This window comes from Fictibacillus terranigra (assembly GCF_030412265.1).
GTDB classification, from domain to species: domain Bacteria; phylum Bacillota; class Bacilli; order Bacillales; family Fictibacillaceae; genus Fictibacillus_C; species Fictibacillus_C terrinigri.
Window position 1 is genome coordinate 181,651 of record NZ_JAUHLN010000004.1, and the last position, 17,798, is coordinate 199,448.

At 44.5% G+C, this 17,798-nt stretch carries 17 protein-coding genes and 1 pseudogene; 7 read left to right on the forward strand and 11 right to left on the reverse strand.

The features are described from left to right. Nucleotides 1-10 precede the first annotated feature (10 nt). From QYF49_RS18885 to pruA, 5 genes and pseudogenes are all read right to left on the reverse strand, one after another. A complete protein-coding gene (locus QYF49_RS18885; protein ID WP_290401155.1) occupies nt 11-1,447 on the reverse strand; it encodes an amino acid permease in 1,437 nt (478 codons plus the stop codon). A 262-nt stretch (nt 1,448-1,709) separates the two neighbouring features. Then, nucleotides 1,710-1,964, reverse strand: coding sequence for a biotin/lipoyl attachment domain-containing protein (locus tag QYF49_RS18890; RefSeq protein ID WP_290401156.1), 255 nt, complete (start codon nt 1,962-1,964; stop codon nt 1,710-1,712). A 40-nt stretch (nt 1,965-2,004) separates the two neighbouring features. Beyond that, entirely contained in the window at nt 2,005-3,237 is a 1,233-nt protein-coding gene (locus tag QYF49_RS18895) for a Glu/Leu/Phe/Val family dehydrogenase (RefSeq protein WP_425589610.1), read from the reverse strand. 120 nt (nt 3,238-3,357) lie between these two features. Beyond that, nucleotides 3,358-4,560, reverse strand: a complete 1,203-nt coding sequence (locus tag QYF49_RS18900; RefSeq protein WP_290401158.1) for an ornithine--oxo-acid transaminase — start codon at nt 4,558-4,560, stop codon at nt 3,358-3,360. 27 nt (nt 4,561-4,587) lie between these two features. Beyond that, a pseudogene (gene pruA / locus QYF49_RS18905) lies at nt 4,588-6,134 on the reverse strand (L-glutamate gamma-semialdehyde dehydrogenase). A gap of 207 nt (nt 6,135-6,341) precedes the next feature. Between pruA and QYF49_RS18910 the strand changes: the two are divergent. Beyond that, entirely contained in the window at nt 6,342-7,763 is a 1,422-nt protein-coding gene (locus QYF49_RS18910) for a sigma-54 interaction domain-containing protein (protein WP_290401159.1), read from the forward strand. Between the two features lie 74 nt (nt 7,764-7,837). On the opposite strand, the gene QYF49_RS18915 is transcribed toward QYF49_RS18910, so the two are convergent. The 6 genes from QYF49_RS18915 to QYF49_RS18940 all read right to left on the reverse strand — a co-directional run bounded on the left by QYF49_RS18915 (nt 7,838) and on the right by QYF49_RS18940 (nt 12,889). After that, complete coding sequence (locus QYF49_RS18915) at nt 7,838-9,337, reverse strand: sodium:solute symporter family protein (RefSeq protein ID WP_290401160.1); 1,500 nt, start codon at nt 9,335-9,337, stop codon at nt 7,838-7,840. A gap of 1 nt (nt 9,338) precedes the next feature. Next, nucleotides 9,339-9,539, reverse strand: a complete 201-nt coding sequence (locus QYF49_RS18920; RefSeq protein WP_425589605.1) for a DUF3311 domain-containing protein — start codon at nt 9,537-9,539, stop codon at nt 9,339-9,341. 236 nt (nt 9,540-9,775) lie between these two features. Beyond that, a complete protein-coding gene (locus tag QYF49_RS18925; protein WP_290401161.1) occupies nt 9,776-10,318 on the reverse strand; it encodes a histidine phosphatase family protein in 543 nt (180 codons plus the stop codon). Between the two features lie 27 nt (nt 10,319-10,345). Further along, on the reverse strand, nt 10,346-10,942 hold the full coding sequence (locus QYF49_RS18930) for a TetR/AcrR family transcriptional regulator (RefSeq protein ID WP_290401162.1): 597 nt from the start codon (nt 10,940-10,942) through the stop codon (nt 10,346-10,348). A 60-nt stretch (nt 10,943-11,002) separates the two neighbouring features. Next, the gene (locus tag QYF49_RS18935; protein WP_290401163.1) at nt 11,003-12,475 is read right to left on the reverse strand and encodes an FAD-dependent oxidoreductase; all 1,473 of its coding nucleotides are present in this window, start codon (nt 12,473-12,475) and stop codon (nt 11,003-11,005) included. A 3-nt stretch (nt 12,476-12,478) separates the two neighbouring features. Further along, a complete protein-coding gene (locus QYF49_RS18940; RefSeq protein ID WP_290401164.1) occupies nt 12,479-12,889 on the reverse strand; it encodes an SRPBCC family protein in 411 nt (136 codons plus the stop codon). A gap of 180 nt (nt 12,890-13,069) precedes the next feature. Between QYF49_RS18940 and deoR the strand changes: the two genes are divergently transcribed. The 6 genes from deoR (at nt 13,070) to QYF49_RS18970 (ending at nt 17,763) form a co-directional block, all read left to right on the forward strand. Further along, the gene (gene deoR, locus QYF49_RS18945; RefSeq protein WP_290401165.1) at nt 13,070-14,014 is read left to right on the forward strand and encodes a DNA-binding transcriptional repressor DeoR; all 945 of its coding nucleotides are present in this window, start codon (nt 13,070-13,072) and stop codon (nt 14,012-14,014) included. A 171-nt stretch (nt 14,015-14,185) separates the two neighbouring features. Beyond that, on the forward strand, nt 14,186-14,863 hold the full coding sequence (gene deoC, locus QYF49_RS18950; protein ID WP_290401166.1) for a deoxyribose-phosphate aldolase: 678 nt from the start codon (nt 14,186-14,188) through the stop codon (nt 14,861-14,863). Between the two features lie 203 nt (nt 14,864-15,066). Continuing rightward, nucleotides 15,067-15,462: a cytidine deaminase gene (locus QYF49_RS18955; RefSeq protein ID WP_290401167.1), complete on the forward strand. Its 396-nt coding sequence runs from the start codon at nt 15,067-15,069 to the stop codon at nt 15,460-15,462. 47 nt (nt 15,463-15,509) lie between these two features. Beyond that, complete coding sequence (locus QYF49_RS18960) at nt 15,510-16,691, forward strand: NupC/NupG family nucleoside CNT transporter (protein ID WP_290401168.1); 1,182 nt, start codon at nt 15,510-15,512, stop codon at nt 16,689-16,691. Between the two features lie 123 nt (nt 16,692-16,814). Beyond that, on the forward strand, nt 16,815-17,447 hold the full coding sequence (locus QYF49_RS18965; protein WP_290401169.1) for an AmiS/UreI family transporter: 633 nt from the start codon (nt 16,815-16,817) through the stop codon (nt 17,445-17,447). A gap of 76 nt (nt 17,448-17,523) precedes the next feature. Next, nucleotides 17,524-17,763: a YdeI/OmpD-associated family protein gene (locus QYF49_RS18970; RefSeq protein ID WP_290401170.1), complete on the forward strand. Its 240-nt coding sequence runs from the start codon at nt 17,524-17,526 to the stop codon at nt 17,761-17,763. Nucleotides 17,764-17,798 lie beyond the last annotated feature (35 nt).

The following is a 17,798-nucleotide window of genomic DNA, read 5'->3' on the forward strand; positions in this document are numbered from 1 at the left end:
ACCCGGTATGCTAGATGATCATTTGTTTTTCTTCTTTTAATTGCAGGCTTTGCTGAACTTTTTTGTTATTTTGGGTTTTCTTTACTCTTAGAAAATAAAGGAGATAACAGCCGATTAAAAATGGCAGTCCGCAATATAGAGCCATGCGCTGTTCAGCGTCAAATGCGAGGCTGATCACCACAATACTGTTAAGTGTTAGAGCAAGAAGCGGCAGGAAAGGGTAAAGAGGCGTTTTGAATTTCAAATCTTCTACCCGGCCACCTTCACGAATAAACTTTCTCCGGAAAAATAACTGTGAAGCCGAAATGGCAATCCAGCCGACAATGGCTCCTAAACCGGCAAGGGACAGCAGCCAGACATAGACCGTTTTCGCTGCTACAACACTGGATAAAAGGGAAAGGCAGGCAATCGCCAGTGTAAGCAGCAATGCATTCATAGGTATGCCTCTTTTATTTAATTTACTTAGGACGGGACTGGCCATACCCTCCTGAGAAAGTGAAAACAACATACGTGTTGCCGCATAGAGCCCCGAGTTTCCAACTGATAATAGTGCTGTCAAAATAACGAAATTCATAATATCTGCCGCATAGGGAATTCCAATGTTATCAAATACTACGACAAATGGACTTTCAATAACTCCTGCTTTTTGCCATGGAATAAGCCCAGCCAAGACTGTGACTGCAAGTACGAAAAAAACGAGCGTTCTCCATACTGTTTGCCGAATGGACCGAGGAATGGTTTTTTCGGGATTTTCACTTTCACCTGCCGCAATTCCGATTAACTCGGTACCTTGAAAAGAAAAGTTTACCGAAATCATGGTTACCATTAAAATGGCCAAACCGTTTGGAAACAGCCCATCATCGAAAAAGTGGGAAAACATGGGTGCAGAATGTCCGTTTTTCATATCAATAATACCAAACATGGCAGCTCCGCCAAGAACAATGAACAAGATAATGGCTAACACCTTAATGCTGGAAAACCAAAATTCAGCCTCCGCGAATGCTTTAGCTGATAAGGCATTCAAAACAAATAATAATACGGCAAAGATGGCACACCACATCCAAACTGGAGAGTGAGGAAACCACCTCAGCATTAACTGTCCTGCCGATAAAAACTCAAGAGCTACTGTTACTGCCCATCCCAGCCAATAAAGCCAGCCAACCGCAAATCCAGTTGCTGGGCCGATAAATCGGGTGGTGTAGGTTTGGAAAGAACCTGAAACAGGCATGGCCACGGACAGTTCTCCTAAACATAGCATCGTTAAATACATAATAAAACCGCCAACCAAATAGGACAGAACTGCACCTGTTGGTCCAGCTTGATTGATCGTATAGCCTGTACTAAGAAAAAAACCCGTGCCTATCACTCCGCCCAGTGAAATCATAAACAAATGACGGGATTTCATCGTGCGCTTGAGTTCTTGCTGCTGATGATTTGATGTATTCATAACATCTCTCCTTTTTTATTGAATGAGCTTACAAATAAAGAAATAAACTATTTATTATTTTCTGTTAATTCAAATTGCAAGTTTCATGCCAAATAGAATTTTCGTGAATATGACGGAAAAACAGGGGCATTCCAGTGTCAAAGTGCCAAAAAAATAGGCACTAGTGTTAAAAATTTTGCGTCTTTCTGCAAAATTTTTAATCCGTAAATGAAAGAACCGAAAAGGGATATAAAATGGCCCTTTTCGGTTCAAAGCAGTGACATTAATCGCAACCGGTAATCAGAAAGTCATCTTCTATTTCAGCAAGAATCGTTTGAGGCGTTACAGTCTGTCCCGGCTTTGCGTCTAAAGAGGTGACATATCCGCTAATTCCAACGGATACTTCTTCGATCGTTCCGTCCGTTGTTTGAATGATAAAAAGTTTTTCCCATTCATAAACGAGTTGTTCAGGTTTAATAAGAATCTTTTCGATTTTTCCAAAAAATGGGCTGTAAACTTGTTCAATGACTTCAACCACTGCATTTCCCTCCTCGATTTTTACTGCTGTTCATTTGAATTTATACCCATCCACGGAAGTGTGAGGCCTCTGCCATCTTGCGAATACCCACCATATAAGCAGCCAATCTCATATCGACTTCGCGGGTTTGTGACGTTTCATAGATGTTTTCGAACGAATCCACCATAACTGTATTAAGTCTTGAAGCCACTTCTTCCTCTGTCCAATAATAGCCTTGATTGTTTTGTACCCATTCGAAATAGGAAACCGTTACCCCTCCAGCGCTGGCGAGTACGTCAGGAACAAGCAGAATGCCTCTGTCTGTAAGTATTCTCGTTGCTTCAAGAGTGGTAGGGCCATTGGCCGCTTCAACAATAATAGAAGCTTTGATTCGATGCGCATTTTCAACTGTAATCTGGTTTGAGATGGCAGCGGGGACAAGAATATCGCAATCCAATTCAAGCAGTTCTTGGTTGGTAATCGTTTCCGCAAATTGTTTCGTAACGGTGCCGAAGCTGTCGCGCTGTTCCAATAAATAATTGATATCAAGGCCATCAGGGTCATAGAGGGCACCATAAGCATCGGAAATACCAACTACATTGGCCCCGGCATCATGCATAAATTTAGCCAGGAAGCTTCCGGCATTCCCGAAGCCTTGAACGACAACCTTCGCACCTTTTATGTTGATGCCTTTTTTCTTGGCCGCTTGACCAATACAAATGGTAACACCACGAGCTGTAGCCGTTTCGCGGCCATGAGATCCTCCAAGTACAAGCGGTTTGCCTGTGATAAAACCAGGAGAATCGAATTCTCTGATGCGGCTGTATTCATCCATCATCCATGCCATGATCTGTGAATTTGTAAACACATCAGGTGCTGGAATATCCTTTGTAGGACCAACCAGCTGGCTTATTGCACGAACATATCCTCGGCTTAGCCGTTCTAATTCATTAAAGGACATCTCTCTGGGATCACAAATAATACCGCCTTTCCCGCCACCATAAGGAAGGTCGACAATGCCGCATTTTAAGCTCATCCACATGGATAATGCCTTGACTTCTTCTTCATTTACCTCTGGATGAAAGCGGACGCCGCCTTTGGTTGGTCCCACGGCGTCATTATGCTGGGAACGGTAGCCTGTAAACACTTTCACCTTCCCGTCATCCATCTGAACCGGAATGCGTACAGTAAGCATTCTTATTGGCTCTTTGAGAAGTTCATACATCACTTCAGAGTAGCCTAATTTGTCCAATGCCTTTTTAATGATGGTCTGCGTTGATTGAAAAAGGTTCAATCCCTCTTTTTCCTGTTTTGTCTCTTTTTTCTGCTTATTAAGAACAGTTGTGGCTGCCACGATTACACCCCATTTTTCATATTTAACACCTTGGTCAGTTCGTTCCGTAAAATCTATACGCTAAGATAAAATGTTTTTAATTTTTGTTAGGGCCCAATCCAGTTCATCTTGTGTAATGACAAGAGGAGGGGCAAACCGGATAACCGTTTCATGCGTTTCCTTGCATAATAATCCCTCAGCCTTTAATTTCTCACAATAAGGGCGGGCAGGCTTATGAAGTTCTACACCGATAAACAATCCTCTTCCTCGCACTTCCTTAATGAGGGGATTGTTGATTTCCTTTAATTTATCCATAAAGTAGTTTCCGAGTTCCAATGAACGTTCTGCAAGCTTCTCTTCTTCCAGCACCTCCAGTGCTGCAATGGAAACGGCACAAGCGAGAGGATTTCCTCCGAATGTTGAACCGTGTGAACCCGGATTAAAGACTTCTAAAATAGTTTTATTGGCGGCGACGCAGGAAATGGGAAATACTCCTCCGCCCAGTGCTTTCCCAAGGATGTACATGTCAGGTTCAACTTCATCCCAATCACAGGCAAATGTTTTACCGGAGCGTCCAAGGCCAGCCTGGATTTCATCCGCAATAAATAGAACGTTATATTCCTCACACACTTTAGCCACCTGTTTCAAGAAACCTGCAGGAGGAATTAGAATACCCGCTTCTCCCTGAATAGGTTCGATTAAAAAGGCTGCCGTATTTGGTGTGATTGCTTCTTTTAACGCTTCAATATCGCCATAAGGGATCAGCTTGATGCCGGGAAGCATAGGTCCAAAACCGCGTTTATACTCCTGCTCTGAAGAAAGGGAAACGGCGGACATGGTCCGGCCATGAAAGTTTCCTTCACAGGCAATGATTTCTGCCTGGTTGCCGCCTACTCCTTTTACATCATAAGCCCAGCGGCGGGCAGCTTTAATGGCTGTTTCTACAGCTTCGGCACCCGTGTTCATTGGCAGAATCATATCTTTGTTCGTTAATTTTGCTACTTTTTCATAAAAAGGAGCAAGTTGATCATTATGAAAAGCACGGGAAGTTAAAGTGATCTTGTCAGCCTGGTCTTTAAGGGCTTGAATGATTTTGGGATGGCGATGTCCCTGGTTCACGGCTGAATAAGCACTTAACATATCCATGTAATTGCTTCCGTCAGGATCTTTTACCCACACACCTTCGGCCTCTGAAATAACAATAGGAAGCGGATGATAGTTGTTCGCTCCAAACTGTGATGTTTTATCAATGATCTCTTCTGTTTTTGTTTTCGTTTGATTCATTTTTAAATCTCCTCTCATTTATAAGATTTATAGAGTCTCTGAAGTTGTTTTTGCCTGCATGTGAAGGATCAAGTAGTCAGGTCCGCCTGCTTTGGAGTCTGTTCCTGACATGTTGAATCCGCCAAATGGCTGATAACCAACGATCGCACCTGTGCATCCACGGTTGAAATAGAGGTTTCCAACGTGGAACTCCTGCTTGGCACGCTCTATGTGCTCACGGTTGTTGGTGACTAGCGCACCTGTTAAGCCATAGTCTGTGTTATTTGCTATTTCCATCATGTGATCGAAATCAGTTGCTTTACAGAATGCGACCACAGGACCGAAGATTTCTTCTTGCATTAAGCGCGCTTTTTCGTCGACATCGGCAATGATGGTCGGCTGGATGAAGTAGCCCTTGGAGTCATTTCCTTCTCCGCCTGTTGCCAATCGGCCTTCCGTTTTTCCGATTTCGATATAGCTCATGATTTTTTCGAACGCTTTTTGATCGATGACCGGTCCCATGTACGTATCTGCGCTTACGGGATTTCCGACGGTTAATTGTTTTGTAAGCACCACTGCTTTTTCAAGCACTTCATCATACACATCCTGATGGACAACGGCACGGGATCCAGCCGAACATTTTTGTCCGGAGAAGCCAAATGCAGAGTAAACGATGGAAGAAGCAGCTAAATCCGTATCCACGTCTTTATCGATCACCATCGTATCTTTTCCGCCCATTTCCGCGATTACACGCTTCAGCCAGATTTGGCCAGGGTGAACTTTCGCCGCGCGCTCATAAATATGGAGCCCACTTCGCGAGAACCTGTGAAAGAAACAAAGCGAGTTTTCGGATGGTCCACCAAATAGTCGCCGACTTCTGCTCCGCTTCCCGGAATGTAGTTTAATACGCCGGCAGGAAGGCCTGCTTCTTCCATCACTTCTACGAATTTCGCAGCCACAACAGGCGTTGTATTGGACGGCTTAAGCAGAACAGTGTTGCCGGCGACAATCGCAGCAACCGTCGTACCAGCCATGATCGCTAACGGAAAGTTGAATGGAGAAATAATCACACCCACTCCAAGTGGAATATAGTTGAACTTGTTGATTTCACCTGCACGGCTGTTCACAGGCACGCCGTCTTTTAACTTGACCATTTGACGAGCATAAAACTCAAGAAAATCGATCGCTTCTGCAGTGTCCGCATCTGCTTCTTTCCATGGTTTCCCGGCTTCTTTTACGAGGTAAGCGGAGAATTCATGCCTGCGGCGGCGAATGATTGCTGCGGCACGGAACAAAATGTTAGCTCGTGCTTCCGGCTCCCACTTTTTCCATGTTTCAAATGTAGAAACAGCGGCTTGCATCGCTTTCTCTGCTAAATCCTGATTAGCTTTGGAAACCGTACCAATCACTTCGTTTTTGTTCGAGGGATTGATGGATACGATCTTTTCCTCTGTAGTGATGCGGTCCCCGCCAATGATCAGGGGATATTCTTTATCCAGAGCAGTTTGAAGAAGCATCAATGCTTCTTCAAACGCCTTCTTATTTTCTAAGTCTGTAAAATCTGTAAATGGTTCGTGTTTGTATGCGACTGTCATTGAAATCCCTCCAATTTTATTTTCATTTATTCATATTGCAAGTTTCGTGCCAAAGCTGGCTTTGCAGCAAATGGGCCTTATTAAGATAATGATCGCAGAAAAATTTTGCACTGTTATGATTATTTTGCAGCCTGCATGCAAAAAATCTTTGCATATAAGAGGGTGATTCATATACACTTCATATAGAACAGCATTGGGGGATTGTCCATGACGGATCAGATTCATAATTTTAAGAACCTTAATCTGATTTTAAAAAGAATCATCGATGAAATAGACGTTGGTTTGCATGTGGTTGACGAAAAAGGAAATACGATCATCTACAACCAAAAAATGATGCAAATTGAATCCATGGATATTCATGATGTGCTTGATAAGAATTTATTGGATGTGTTTCGTTTTACGAAAGAGGGGGACAGTACACTCGTACTGGCATTACAAGAAGGAAAAGAAACAAGGAATGTGAAGCAAACGTATTTTAATAACAAAGGCAAAGAAATCACAACCATTAACAATACATTTCCTGTGATTAAAGATGGTGAAATTACCGGTGCGGTAGAGATTGCAAAAGATGTTACAAAGCTTGAACGGCTCATTCGCCAGAATATTAGCCGCAGGGGAAATGCCAGATATACTTTTGAAAGCATTATAGGGAGCAGCCCACCTTTATTAGAGGTCATCGAAAACGCAAAGCGAGCAACAAGAACGTCTTCCTCCGTACTTATTGTAGGTGAAACCGGTACAGGTAAAGAGCTGTTTGCGCAGAGCATCCATAACGGAAGTATTCGTTCCGCCGCACCATTTATTTCGCAAAATTGCGCGGCTCTTCCTGATAACTTGATTGAAAGCCTGCTGTTTGGAACAAAAAAGGGTGCATTTACCGGTGCGACTGAGCATCCGGGATTGTTTGAGCAAGCAGAAGGAGGAACGTTGCTTTTAGATGAAATTAATTCTCTTAATCCGAATTTACAGGCAAAACTGTTAAGGGTTTTGCAAGAGAAAACCATTCGACGCATCGGGGATACAAAGGACACTCCGATAAACGTAAGAATTATTGCTACCATCAACGAGGACCCAATAGATGCGATTGCCAATCAGCATTTAAGAAAAGATTTATTTTATCGCTTAGGAGTAGTCACGCTCTTCATTCCTCCGCTCCGCGACCGGAAAGCAGATATCCCGCAGCTGGCGAAAAACTTTGTTGATAAGTATAATGAGTTATTTCAAATGAATGTAAGAGAGGTCGACGAACAAGTTATGGAATCCTTTCTTGCATATGAGTGGCCTGGAAATGTAAGAGAACTGGAGCATGTTATTGAGGGTGCGATGAATTTAATCATTAATGAGGATTCCATCAATTATTCTCATCTGCCGTTTCAATACCGAAATAAATCGAAGTTTAAAGAAGTGATTACATCTGACTCTGCAATTGAACAATTCATGCTGAATACAGCCCAACCGACAGTGCAGCTAAAGGAACAAATGGACATGATTGAAAAGTACTATATTCAAAAAGTATTAAAAACGAATAAATATAACATATCCGCCACTGCAAAACATTTAGGCATTAGCAGGCAAAGTCTCCAATATCGGATGAAAAAATTTAATCTGCAGGGGAATGAAGGACAATAAAAAAGGGTGCCAGGCACCGCAATTACACAAGTGTGTAAACGCGGTGCCTGGCACCTTGCTTTGTTCTTTTTTACTTATGCGCCCCTTCGCTCGGGGTGCGCTTCTTCGGCCGGCTGGTTAAACAGGTAGTCCTTCACCGGGGTGCTGGAAGCTTGAGCTCTCTTCACAAAGAACGGATTCAGCACAAGTACAGTCAGGAAGTTAGCTGCAATTCCCCAGAATCCTTCATAGATACCAAACGAGGTGCCGGTTGCGTAAACGGTAAATGTAACAGCCAGTCCTGCGAGCAATCCGATAATGGTCGCTTCTCTTGTTTGATTTTTCCAAAATAGACTGATGACGATCGCCGGAAAAATCTGCACCATGCCTGAAACACCTAAAAGCTGCAAGGAAACAAGAGCAGAAGGGAAGACGAGGCCGAACAGCAGAGCCAGTCCAATCACAACGAATACCATTCCGCGCGTGATCATCGTTAATCTGGAAGCTTTCACCTGCGGATTGATCAAGTCACGGTATATGTTATTGGCAAACAGGTTCGATGCACCAATCGCCATGATCGAGCAAGGGATGAGTGATGCCAGTGCGATCGTTGAATAGGCCAGTCCTTGAGCAACACCGCCGTAAGAGGTTTGGATCAGGCTCAATAAAGCAAAGCGCGGATCGGTCCCTTTTGGCAGGACGAGAAAAGCAATGAACCCAAGGAAAACCACGAGAATTAAAACGATATTGTATAGCGGCAAAAACATCGCATTCTTGCGGAGGGCATCACCGCTTTTCGCCGTGAATATTCCGGTTGCTGCATGGGCCCACATGAAGAGTGCCAGCGAAGAAACGAGTGAAGCGGTAATGAACCAAGGGATTCCCTTCGGCCCGGAATTTGGAATAGTTAACAGCTGCGGCGCTTCTTTTACGATCTGATCGACCATCGGGTTCCAGCCGCCAAAGTGGATGATCGGAAGAGATACCACCATAAACAGCATGATGGCCCACACCAAAACATCTTTAATGATCGCTGTGTAGGTTGGACCTTTGATTCCACTGAAAAAGGTATAAAGAGCAACGAGCAGGAACGACGTAATGACAACGACCTTAACATTTATAAAACCGGTTCCGGCTACTTGAAGCGTATCCTGAATTCCGCTGAGCTGCAGACAGATGTAAGGAATGAGCATAAGCACACCGACAATGGCGATGAGCGCAGAAAGAAGCTTGCTGTCAAACCGTTCCCGCGCATAATCAGCCAGCGTGGTCAATTTATGATGATTTGCCACTTTCCAAAGCTTAGGAAGAAAAAAGTAAGAAATAAAGAAAGCGAGTACGGAATATGGAATCGCAAAGAAGGCAAGGCTTCCGGCAGAATAAGCTGTGCTTGTCAGCCCGAGAAACGTGTAGGCGGTGTACAGATCAGCTCCCACGAGGAACCAGACGAGCAATCCGCCAAAGCGCCTTCCGCCGACGGACCATTCTTCAACCGAACTTCGGACAGATTTATCCCTTCCGGCCAGGAAACCGATTAAAACGACAGTGAGAATAACAAAGATGGTAATGGACAGTGCTGTAAGATTTCCCTGCATTTTAATGCAAGCCTCCCTTTGATTTCTGAAGATGATAGATTCCAAATGTACATAAAGGGGTTAAAACGATCCATAGGAACAGCCAGAAATGGAGAAACGGAAGTCCTAAAATGACAGGTTCGATCCGATTTACAAACGGCAAAACTGCCAGCTGTGCGAGGAAAGGAAGGGAAATGATTAAGATCAGTAATATTTTCTTCATGATGCTGCGCTCCTTCTAGGTGATCTTTTAAATTGAATGTTCATTATCATAACAGCAATAGAACGTGCAAACAAGAGGAATTGAACAAATAGTTAAAATATTTAGTATAAATTGAAAATGATAAGGCTTTCATTGGCTTTTTAATGGAAAAAACTCCTCATGGCCTGGTGATGCCGGAATTAAAAAAACTCCTGCTCACTGCATGTAACCATACAGAAACCAGAAGCTCCTCGTGTTTATTTCTCGAAAACATATACTTTTCCATTCTCAATATGCCTGCCAAGCTTCGGTCCGGTGAACCCCCGTTTCAATAACTCTTTACGCATAAACATCATCACGCCGCCATGGCCGACAATCAATATATCTTTCTCCGGCTCCTGAAGGATTTTATCGAGCGTGTCACGGATCTGCTGAACGACTTCTTGTCTGCCGGGACTTTGAGAGGGGTGCTTCAGCAGCCATGCCAAACGTATAAAAAGGAGGTGGATCATCAGCGGCAGTTTCACTCTGGATCGAAAAAACGGTGAAAGCTTAATTTCCCTAAGGCTCTCCAAAAAGATGATCTCTCCATCAAATGCACGGCGGGCGGTCTTCTCCGCCCTTGAAAGATCGCTGGAATAGCAGGTTTTCCAATCTACACCGCCTAAATCCGCTTCATTTTCCTCTATTTCAGACGCATCATATTCTTTTACCCACTCCATCAATTCATCAGATGAAAAAAACCCTTTTGGATACCCTCTCGTTACTTTAAAATGGCGCATCAATCCAACTTTTATCACACTCAACTCCCATTGCCCTAACCGGCTTTAAGATTTTGTAAACATCCTCATCAGCAGCTCGACCCTTGGCATCTCATAGCCAGCTGATCCAGGGATGTTTAACGTCATCAATCCTGAAATGACAGTGAAATAACAGGAGATCAACTCGCCGATGTCGCCTTCTGCCAATTCTCCGATTTTCTGGCCTTCTTCAAACAGCGGTTTCAGCAGCTCAACATACATCTCCATCGTCGCGCCCTGAAGGAGCTGCTCAGCCTCCTCGGGCACTTCTTCAGAGGTTCTTGCCTGATGCATGAGCATAAAATAAAGCTGGCCTTCTTCGTCGAGAATCTCTTCGGTTAGCCTCGTTAATTTCTCAAGAGGGGAGCCTTTCATATGATGTACCTGCTCGGTGCCTGACACCGATTCTTGGATGGCCTGCTCGACAAGCGTTGTGAAGAGTTCATCCTTTGACTTGAAGTAACGGTACATGAGGCCCTGGCTGATACCGGCCTCCCCGCTGATCATGCTCATTTTTGTCCCGATGATTCCCCGCCGCGCGAACACCTTTAGGGCGGCCGCCAGTATCTGTTCTCTTCGCTCATCACGAATCTGACGGAGCTGTTCTTCGTTTAATGGTGGCAAAATAGTTTCACTCCCACGTTCTCTTCTTACCAAAAGTATACCAATTTCAATCTCTAAGCTCTAATGAATGCAGCTGATCGGCTGAAAAACTTCTCCATGGAAGGTCGGAAGGATGTCATCCAGGAGTTCCTCCAGTGGCTTTTTGTGTTCTGCGAGAAGTTCATCCAGCCATAAGCGTCCTTTTGGGCACGCTGATAAAACATCTGTCACGGTTTGGGGATTAAGGATGCATTGCGGAGAAACGGACAAGGTATTGACGGCCCAATAGGTCCCATAAAGCTTCCAATCCTGCTCTTCTGTAGCGCGTTTGAGATAGAGATCCATGAATTTTTTTCCGCACTCCATTCCTTTTAGCGGCTGCGAACCTTCATACTCTACCCCTTTCCATTGCAGATCCGCGATGCAATTGAGCCACCAGGCAGGGGTAATTACATCCTGGATTTTTTGAAGAACGTTCTGTTCGAAATGAGGTTTGGGATCTGTTCGCTGTTCACGGAGCATTGAATGGAGGACTTCAGCTTCCATTGCGGAGACGGTCATGCCCTGGCCGAAAATAGGATCAAAGTTACAGAAGGCATCACCTATAACGATTAGTCCCTCAGGCCAACGTGCCATCTGTTCGAAATGCTGGCGGAACAGTGCCGGAACACGGTAGCTCCTGGGGTTGGCCAGCGGTTCAAGTTCACTGACGATCTCAGAGATGAGGGGACTCGGAAGCCGTGCGATTTCTTTTGCGTAAGCCTCAGGTTCGGCTGGGGGATGGATTCCGTCAGGACGATAAAGCAATGTTTCTGCCACATTGTTTTCGATAAATGAAAACACGCCATGGTATGTTCCTGCAGACGGATGGCCGGCGATCACAATCGCATCCCACTTTTCTGCGAGATGAAGTGAATGCGATGGAATCTTATATCTCCGGGTGCTGTATCCGATGGCCGCTGTCATCCGATCAGGAGCAGGAACCCCGTATCCAAGCTCCTTCAGCCATTGTGGAAGCTTGGAGGAGCGCCCGCTCGTATCCACCACTAGATCAGCGCTGATCTCCCTTTCCTCATTCGATACGCGGTCTCTTCCAAGAATGCCAGTTATGGTTTGACGGTCTGACGAGGATAACAAGTGAACAACATCATGCTTCTGCAGAAACTGTACATTAGGAATTTTCCTTACTCGCTGACGGATCACAAACTCAAGGACAGGCCTGCTGAACTTAATGTCATTCCGCGGATATTGGCCGACCATTGTGCCGTATTGATTCTGCTGATAAATGGTTTTATTTAGGGAGGAAGGCGCTCCATGAGGGACTAAATCCTTTTCATAATCCGGAAAAAAGCGGTCGATCACAGCTTTACCGCGGCCTGTGATCCGGTGTGGATGAAAGGCTTGCGGAGTGCCTGGCCGGAGCTCGGGTTTCTGTGAAAGAGCATCTTTTTCAACGATAATCACTTTACCGTAAAAATCAGACAGTACACGTGCGGCCAGTAAACCAGCGATACCTCCGCCGATAACCATTGCAGAATCCCATCTTAACGCCATTACTCAGTTCCGCCCTTCTAAAATAGTTTTTAGGTTGTTTAAATCCTGTTGACCGGCAGCGACAACTTGGGAGAACTTCTCATCCGGCATGCCCGGCATCTGAAAACCGGTTAAGAGTACTTCACAGCCATCACCGTTTGGGATTACCCGCATCGCATCACAAATTTCAACACCAGGCGCAGGGATGGAATGATGATCAAGAACGCCGAGAGTATTTTTTTCAGCCACTCTTACCTCAGAGGTGCAGTAAGGGGTTTCCATCATCGAGGCATCACTGTCCTCACACTTTTGGATGGACTGGCAGAAAGAGACCCATTGGGGAAAGTTCTCCATGTTGTAGGTAAACTCATAAACCTCATGTGCCGGGCACTTGATCGAAACACTGATCGTTTTGGAGGAAAGGTAAACAGTCATATAAAAACTCCTTTCAAATTTTATGAATGAACGATTCATTCATTTTTAAGATATGCGGTATATCGGCAGAAGTCAACCAATATTTAGAAAAAAACAGGATTTTTATTTTGCATATGTTCATGCGCGGTGAAATTTTGGTAATATAAAAGGGAGGAATATGATGAAACGGCGGTGGACCCTTTGGAACAAGATAGATTAAAGAAGGTCATTGAAGCGGCAAAGCTTTATTATTTGCTGGATTACAATCAAAACCAAATAGCGGCTGAATTAGGCATATCGAGGCCGACCGTTTCAAGGCTGCTGCAGCAGGCCAAAAGCGAAGGGATCGTTCAAATCAAGATTATGGACCCCACGAATGGCATCGAGCAGCTGGCGAGTCAGCTTGAAGAAAAATTCCATTTAAAAAAAGCGCTCGTTGCGTCCATTCCACAATATGAAAGCAATTGCATAAAAAAGGGCCTCGGCGAGAAAGCTGCGGAGTACCTATATGAAATTGTTAAGGATGGAGATATGATCGGGGTTACATGGGGAACCACTTTATATAATGTGGCGTGCCAGCTGAAGCAAAAGCTTGTAAAGGACGTTAAGGTTGTCCAGCTGAAAGGCGGCATCAGCCATTCCGAAACCAACACGTACCATTCGGAAATCCTGGATTTATTCGGGAAAGCATTCAATACGGTACCGATTCACCTTCCGCTTCCGGCGATAGTTGATCACATTGTCGTTAAGCAGGCGATGGAAGCCGACCGCCATATTAAACGTATACTGGACATGGGAAAAAACGCGAATATCGCACTTTTTACGATAGGTCCTGTAAAATCGGAATCCCTGTTATTCCAGCTCGGATATTTTTCCGAGGAAGACCTGAAGCATATCCATGCAAAAGCTGCAGGCGATATCTGTTCCCGTTTTATTGATGAAGAAGGGCAAATTCTAAATGCGAGCCTTAATGAAAGAACGCTTGGAATCGATCTAAATGATCTGAAGAAAAAGGAGCATTCCATCCTGGCAGCAGGAGGGCAGCTAAAGATCGATGGCATTTATGGGGCGCTAAAAGGCGGATACGCGAATGTGCTTGTGACCGACCAGTTTACGGCACGGTTTTTGTTGGATAAAGAAGAGTAGAAAGTTAAAAGTCCCCATCCAGGGGCTTTTTTGATGGAAAAAATACTTTTACATTTGTTCATTTAATTATTTACAATTGTTCAGTAGCTTGGTATAGTGTTCATGCAAGCGGAAAACAAACGTATGACTGAAAGCGTTTTATTACTTTTTCACTAGAAAGGAACGACCTGTATGTCAAATATTAAATTGGTTCAAATGATCGACCATACATTATTAAAAGCGGATGCAACCCTGGAACAAATTCAAGTACTTGCTGAGGAAGCAAAAGAGCACAAGTTTGCTTCTGTATGCGTGAATCCAACTTGGGTGAAGGCAGCTGCTGACATCTTGAAGGATACACCAGAGGTTAAAGTTTGTACGGTCATCGGATTTCCTCTTGGAGCATCGACTTCAGAAGTGAAAGCTTTCGAAACGAAGGTTGCAATCGACAACGGAGCAGACGAAGTAGACATGGTCATCAACATCGGGGCACTAAAAAGCAAGCAATTTGATGTTGTAGAAAACGACATCAAGGCGGTTGTTGAAGCAGCAAAAGGAAAAGCACTTACAAAAGTAATCATCGAAACCTCTTTGCTTACTGACGAAGAAAAAGTGATCGCGTGTGAGCTGTCTGTCAAAGCGGGTGCGGATTATGTTAAAACTTCCACAGGATTTTCAACAGGCGGAGCCACTCCTGAAGATGTAGCACTAATGAGAAAAACAGTCGGACCTGACGTAGGTGTTAAAGCGTCCGGCGGTGTACGCAGCCTTGAAGATGCAGAGAACGTTGTAAAAGCAGGTGCCACTCGTATCGGCGCTAGCTCGGGTGTTGCTATCGCAAAAGGTCAGACGTCTAATAGCTCTTACTAATATTTAAAGTGCTTCATTGCAAGTTGATTGAAGTGCAAGGTGCGAGACTCCTGCGGGGGTAGCGTGACAGGTAAGACCATGTAGGCGCTTGCGCCTGGGGCTTACCGCACGCCCCGCGGAAAGCGAGCATCCTAGAACGGAAATCAACCACTAGTAAGACCAACAAAGCTTACAAAAAAACGACTTGAATGGAGATCTGAAACATGGAAACAAAAAGATTGGTTGAAAAAGCAATCGAAGCCCGTCAAAAGGCATATGTTCCTTATTCCAAATTCCAAGTTGGTGCAGCATTGCTGACCGAGAACGATTCATTGTTTCTCGGCTGTAATATTGAAAACGCTTCTTTTGGCATGACGAACTGTGCCGAAAGAACCGCTATTTTTAAAGCGGTTTCAGAGGGCGAGCACACCATCAAAGCAATCGCGGTCGTCGGTGACACAGCAGGTCCGATCTTTCCGTGCGGCGCATGCCGTCAAGTGATTGCGGAATTTTGCAGCACAGATACCAAAATTATTTTGGCCAACTTAAAAGGCGACATCAAAGAAACAACCATCAGTGAACTGCTGCCTGGATTCTTTTCTTCAAAGGATTTAGTCTAATTAAGTTCTCACACAACGATGTGAAATAACAACTAGGAGAAATTATTATGACATATATCATTGCGATTTTAGGACTTGTTGTTGTGCTTGGATTAGCACTTCTTGCAAGCAATAACCGTAAACAAGTAAATTATAAGCCGATCGCCTTTATGATCGTCTTACAGCTTGTATTGGCTTATATTCTTTTAAACACCAAGTTTGGATTGGTGGTCATTAAAGGGTTTGCAGGTGTATTCGAAAAGCTGCTTGAATATGCGGCTGCAGGTGTTAACTTTGTGTTTGGCGGAATTGCGAATGACGGACAAATGCCGTTCTTCTTGAATGTTCTGCTTCCGATCGTCTTTATCTCTGTATTGATCGGTATTTTCCAATATATTAAAGTTCTTCCGCTCATCATGAAAGGAATTGGATTCCTGCTCAGCAAAGTAAACGGCATGGGCAAACTGGAGTCTTATAATGCGATTGCTTCTGCTATGGTAGGACAATCAGAAGTATTTATCACGGTTAAAAAACAGCTGGGACGCATACCGGAGCACCGCTTGTATACATTGTGTGCTTCTGCGATGTCAACGGTTTCCATGTCCATCGTCGGTGCTTACATGACGATGATCGAACCAAAATATGTGGTAACTGCACTCGTTCTTAACCTGTTCGGCGGTTTCATTATCGCATCCATCATCAACCCTTATAAAGTGGATGACAACGAAGATATTCTTGAAGTTCAAGAAGAAGAGAAACAGTCATTCTTCGAGATGCTCGGCGAATATATTATGGACGGATTTAAAGTTGCGATCATTGTTGGTGCGATGCTCATTGGATTCGTAGCATTGATGGCTGCGATCGACAGTGTGTTCGACTTGATATTCGGCGTAACCTTCCAGCATGTGCTCGGCTATATCTTTGCACCGGTAGCATTCATCATGGGTGTTCCTTGGGCTGAAGCGGTATCTGCTGGCGGAATTATGGCCACAAAGCTAGTAACAAATGAATTCGTAGCCATGATTCAGCTTGGCAAGGTGAAGGAAGCAATGAGCCCGCGTACGCTGGGGATCATCTCAGTTTTCCTTGTGTCCTTTGCAAACTTCTCATCCATCGGTATCATTGCCGGAGCGGTGAAGGGATTGAGCGAGAAACAAGGAAACGTGGTTGCACGATTCGGATTGAAGCTTCTTTACGGTGCGACACTTGTCAGCGTACTTTCAGCAATCATCGTAAGCTTCATCCTGTAATTCAAAACGAACATAAAGAGGGCATATCCCTTTCTGCCGCAGCGGAGGGGATTTGCTTTTTCTTTTTTACGAATAAAAGTGAGGTGAATTTGCCTGTGAGGTTTTATTCTCACAGCAAACGTTATGGGTGACGTCGGTTTATTTCTTTCAGGAGCGGCCCTATTCTTAAACAGCATCATGCTTTTCGGCAAAGCAGATGGCAGGAGTGTCGGATATTTTAACTTGTTTGTCGGAGTGCTTCAGGTGGTCATTCCGTTTTACCTGATCGTAATCTCGGATCAGCAGCACTGGACGATTTTTAACCTGGCTTCTATTTTTTTGTTCGGGCTGACGTATTTATTTGTTGGAGTAACGAACGTAAATGGCCTTCACGGCAGCGGGCTCGGCTACTATTCACTGTGGGTTTCGATCATTGCAGTACTGTATGCAGTCGTGTCCTTTCTGAAGTTTCATGATACAGTCGGCAGCTTGACATGGGCGGCATGGGCTTATTTATGGTTCCTGTTCTTCCTGTCTGGCGCATTAAATAAAAGGATTGATGTGTATATCGGGAAGGTGGCATTCGTACAGTCATGGGTGACGCTTACGTTCCCTGCTCTGCTTTCATTAGCAGGAGTTTGGAAAACGCAGGCTGTTTCTCTGACATGGACATATGTGCTGCTCGTATCATTCGTGTACTTTATTATTTGTACCATTCAGCTGGTGCAGTCTTCACAGAAAAAAGAAGAACGCTTAGAAGTACAGGCGGCTTCATAATTGCAAAGAAATTCTCTCGAAGGAACGGGAGGATTTCTTTTTTCGTCGGTGTAATCATCCATCAACGAATAAGAGAATGGAGGCGGTTGGATGGCAAAAGAAGAGCTGCCGGCCGTGTGGTTTGAAAATCAGCAAGCATTGGAATCCAAGCTATGCTGAAGCACTTGAAAGCGGATTGTGCTACGGGTGGATTGACAGCCAGCAGGAAAAGTATGATGATCAAACATGGCTGCAGCGATTTACCCCGAGAGGGCCGAGAAGCATATGGTCAAAGGCAAGGAAAAAGCGGAGGAACTTATTACAGCAGGGAGGATGAAGCCTGCTGGACTCCGTATGGCCTTCATAAAAAAT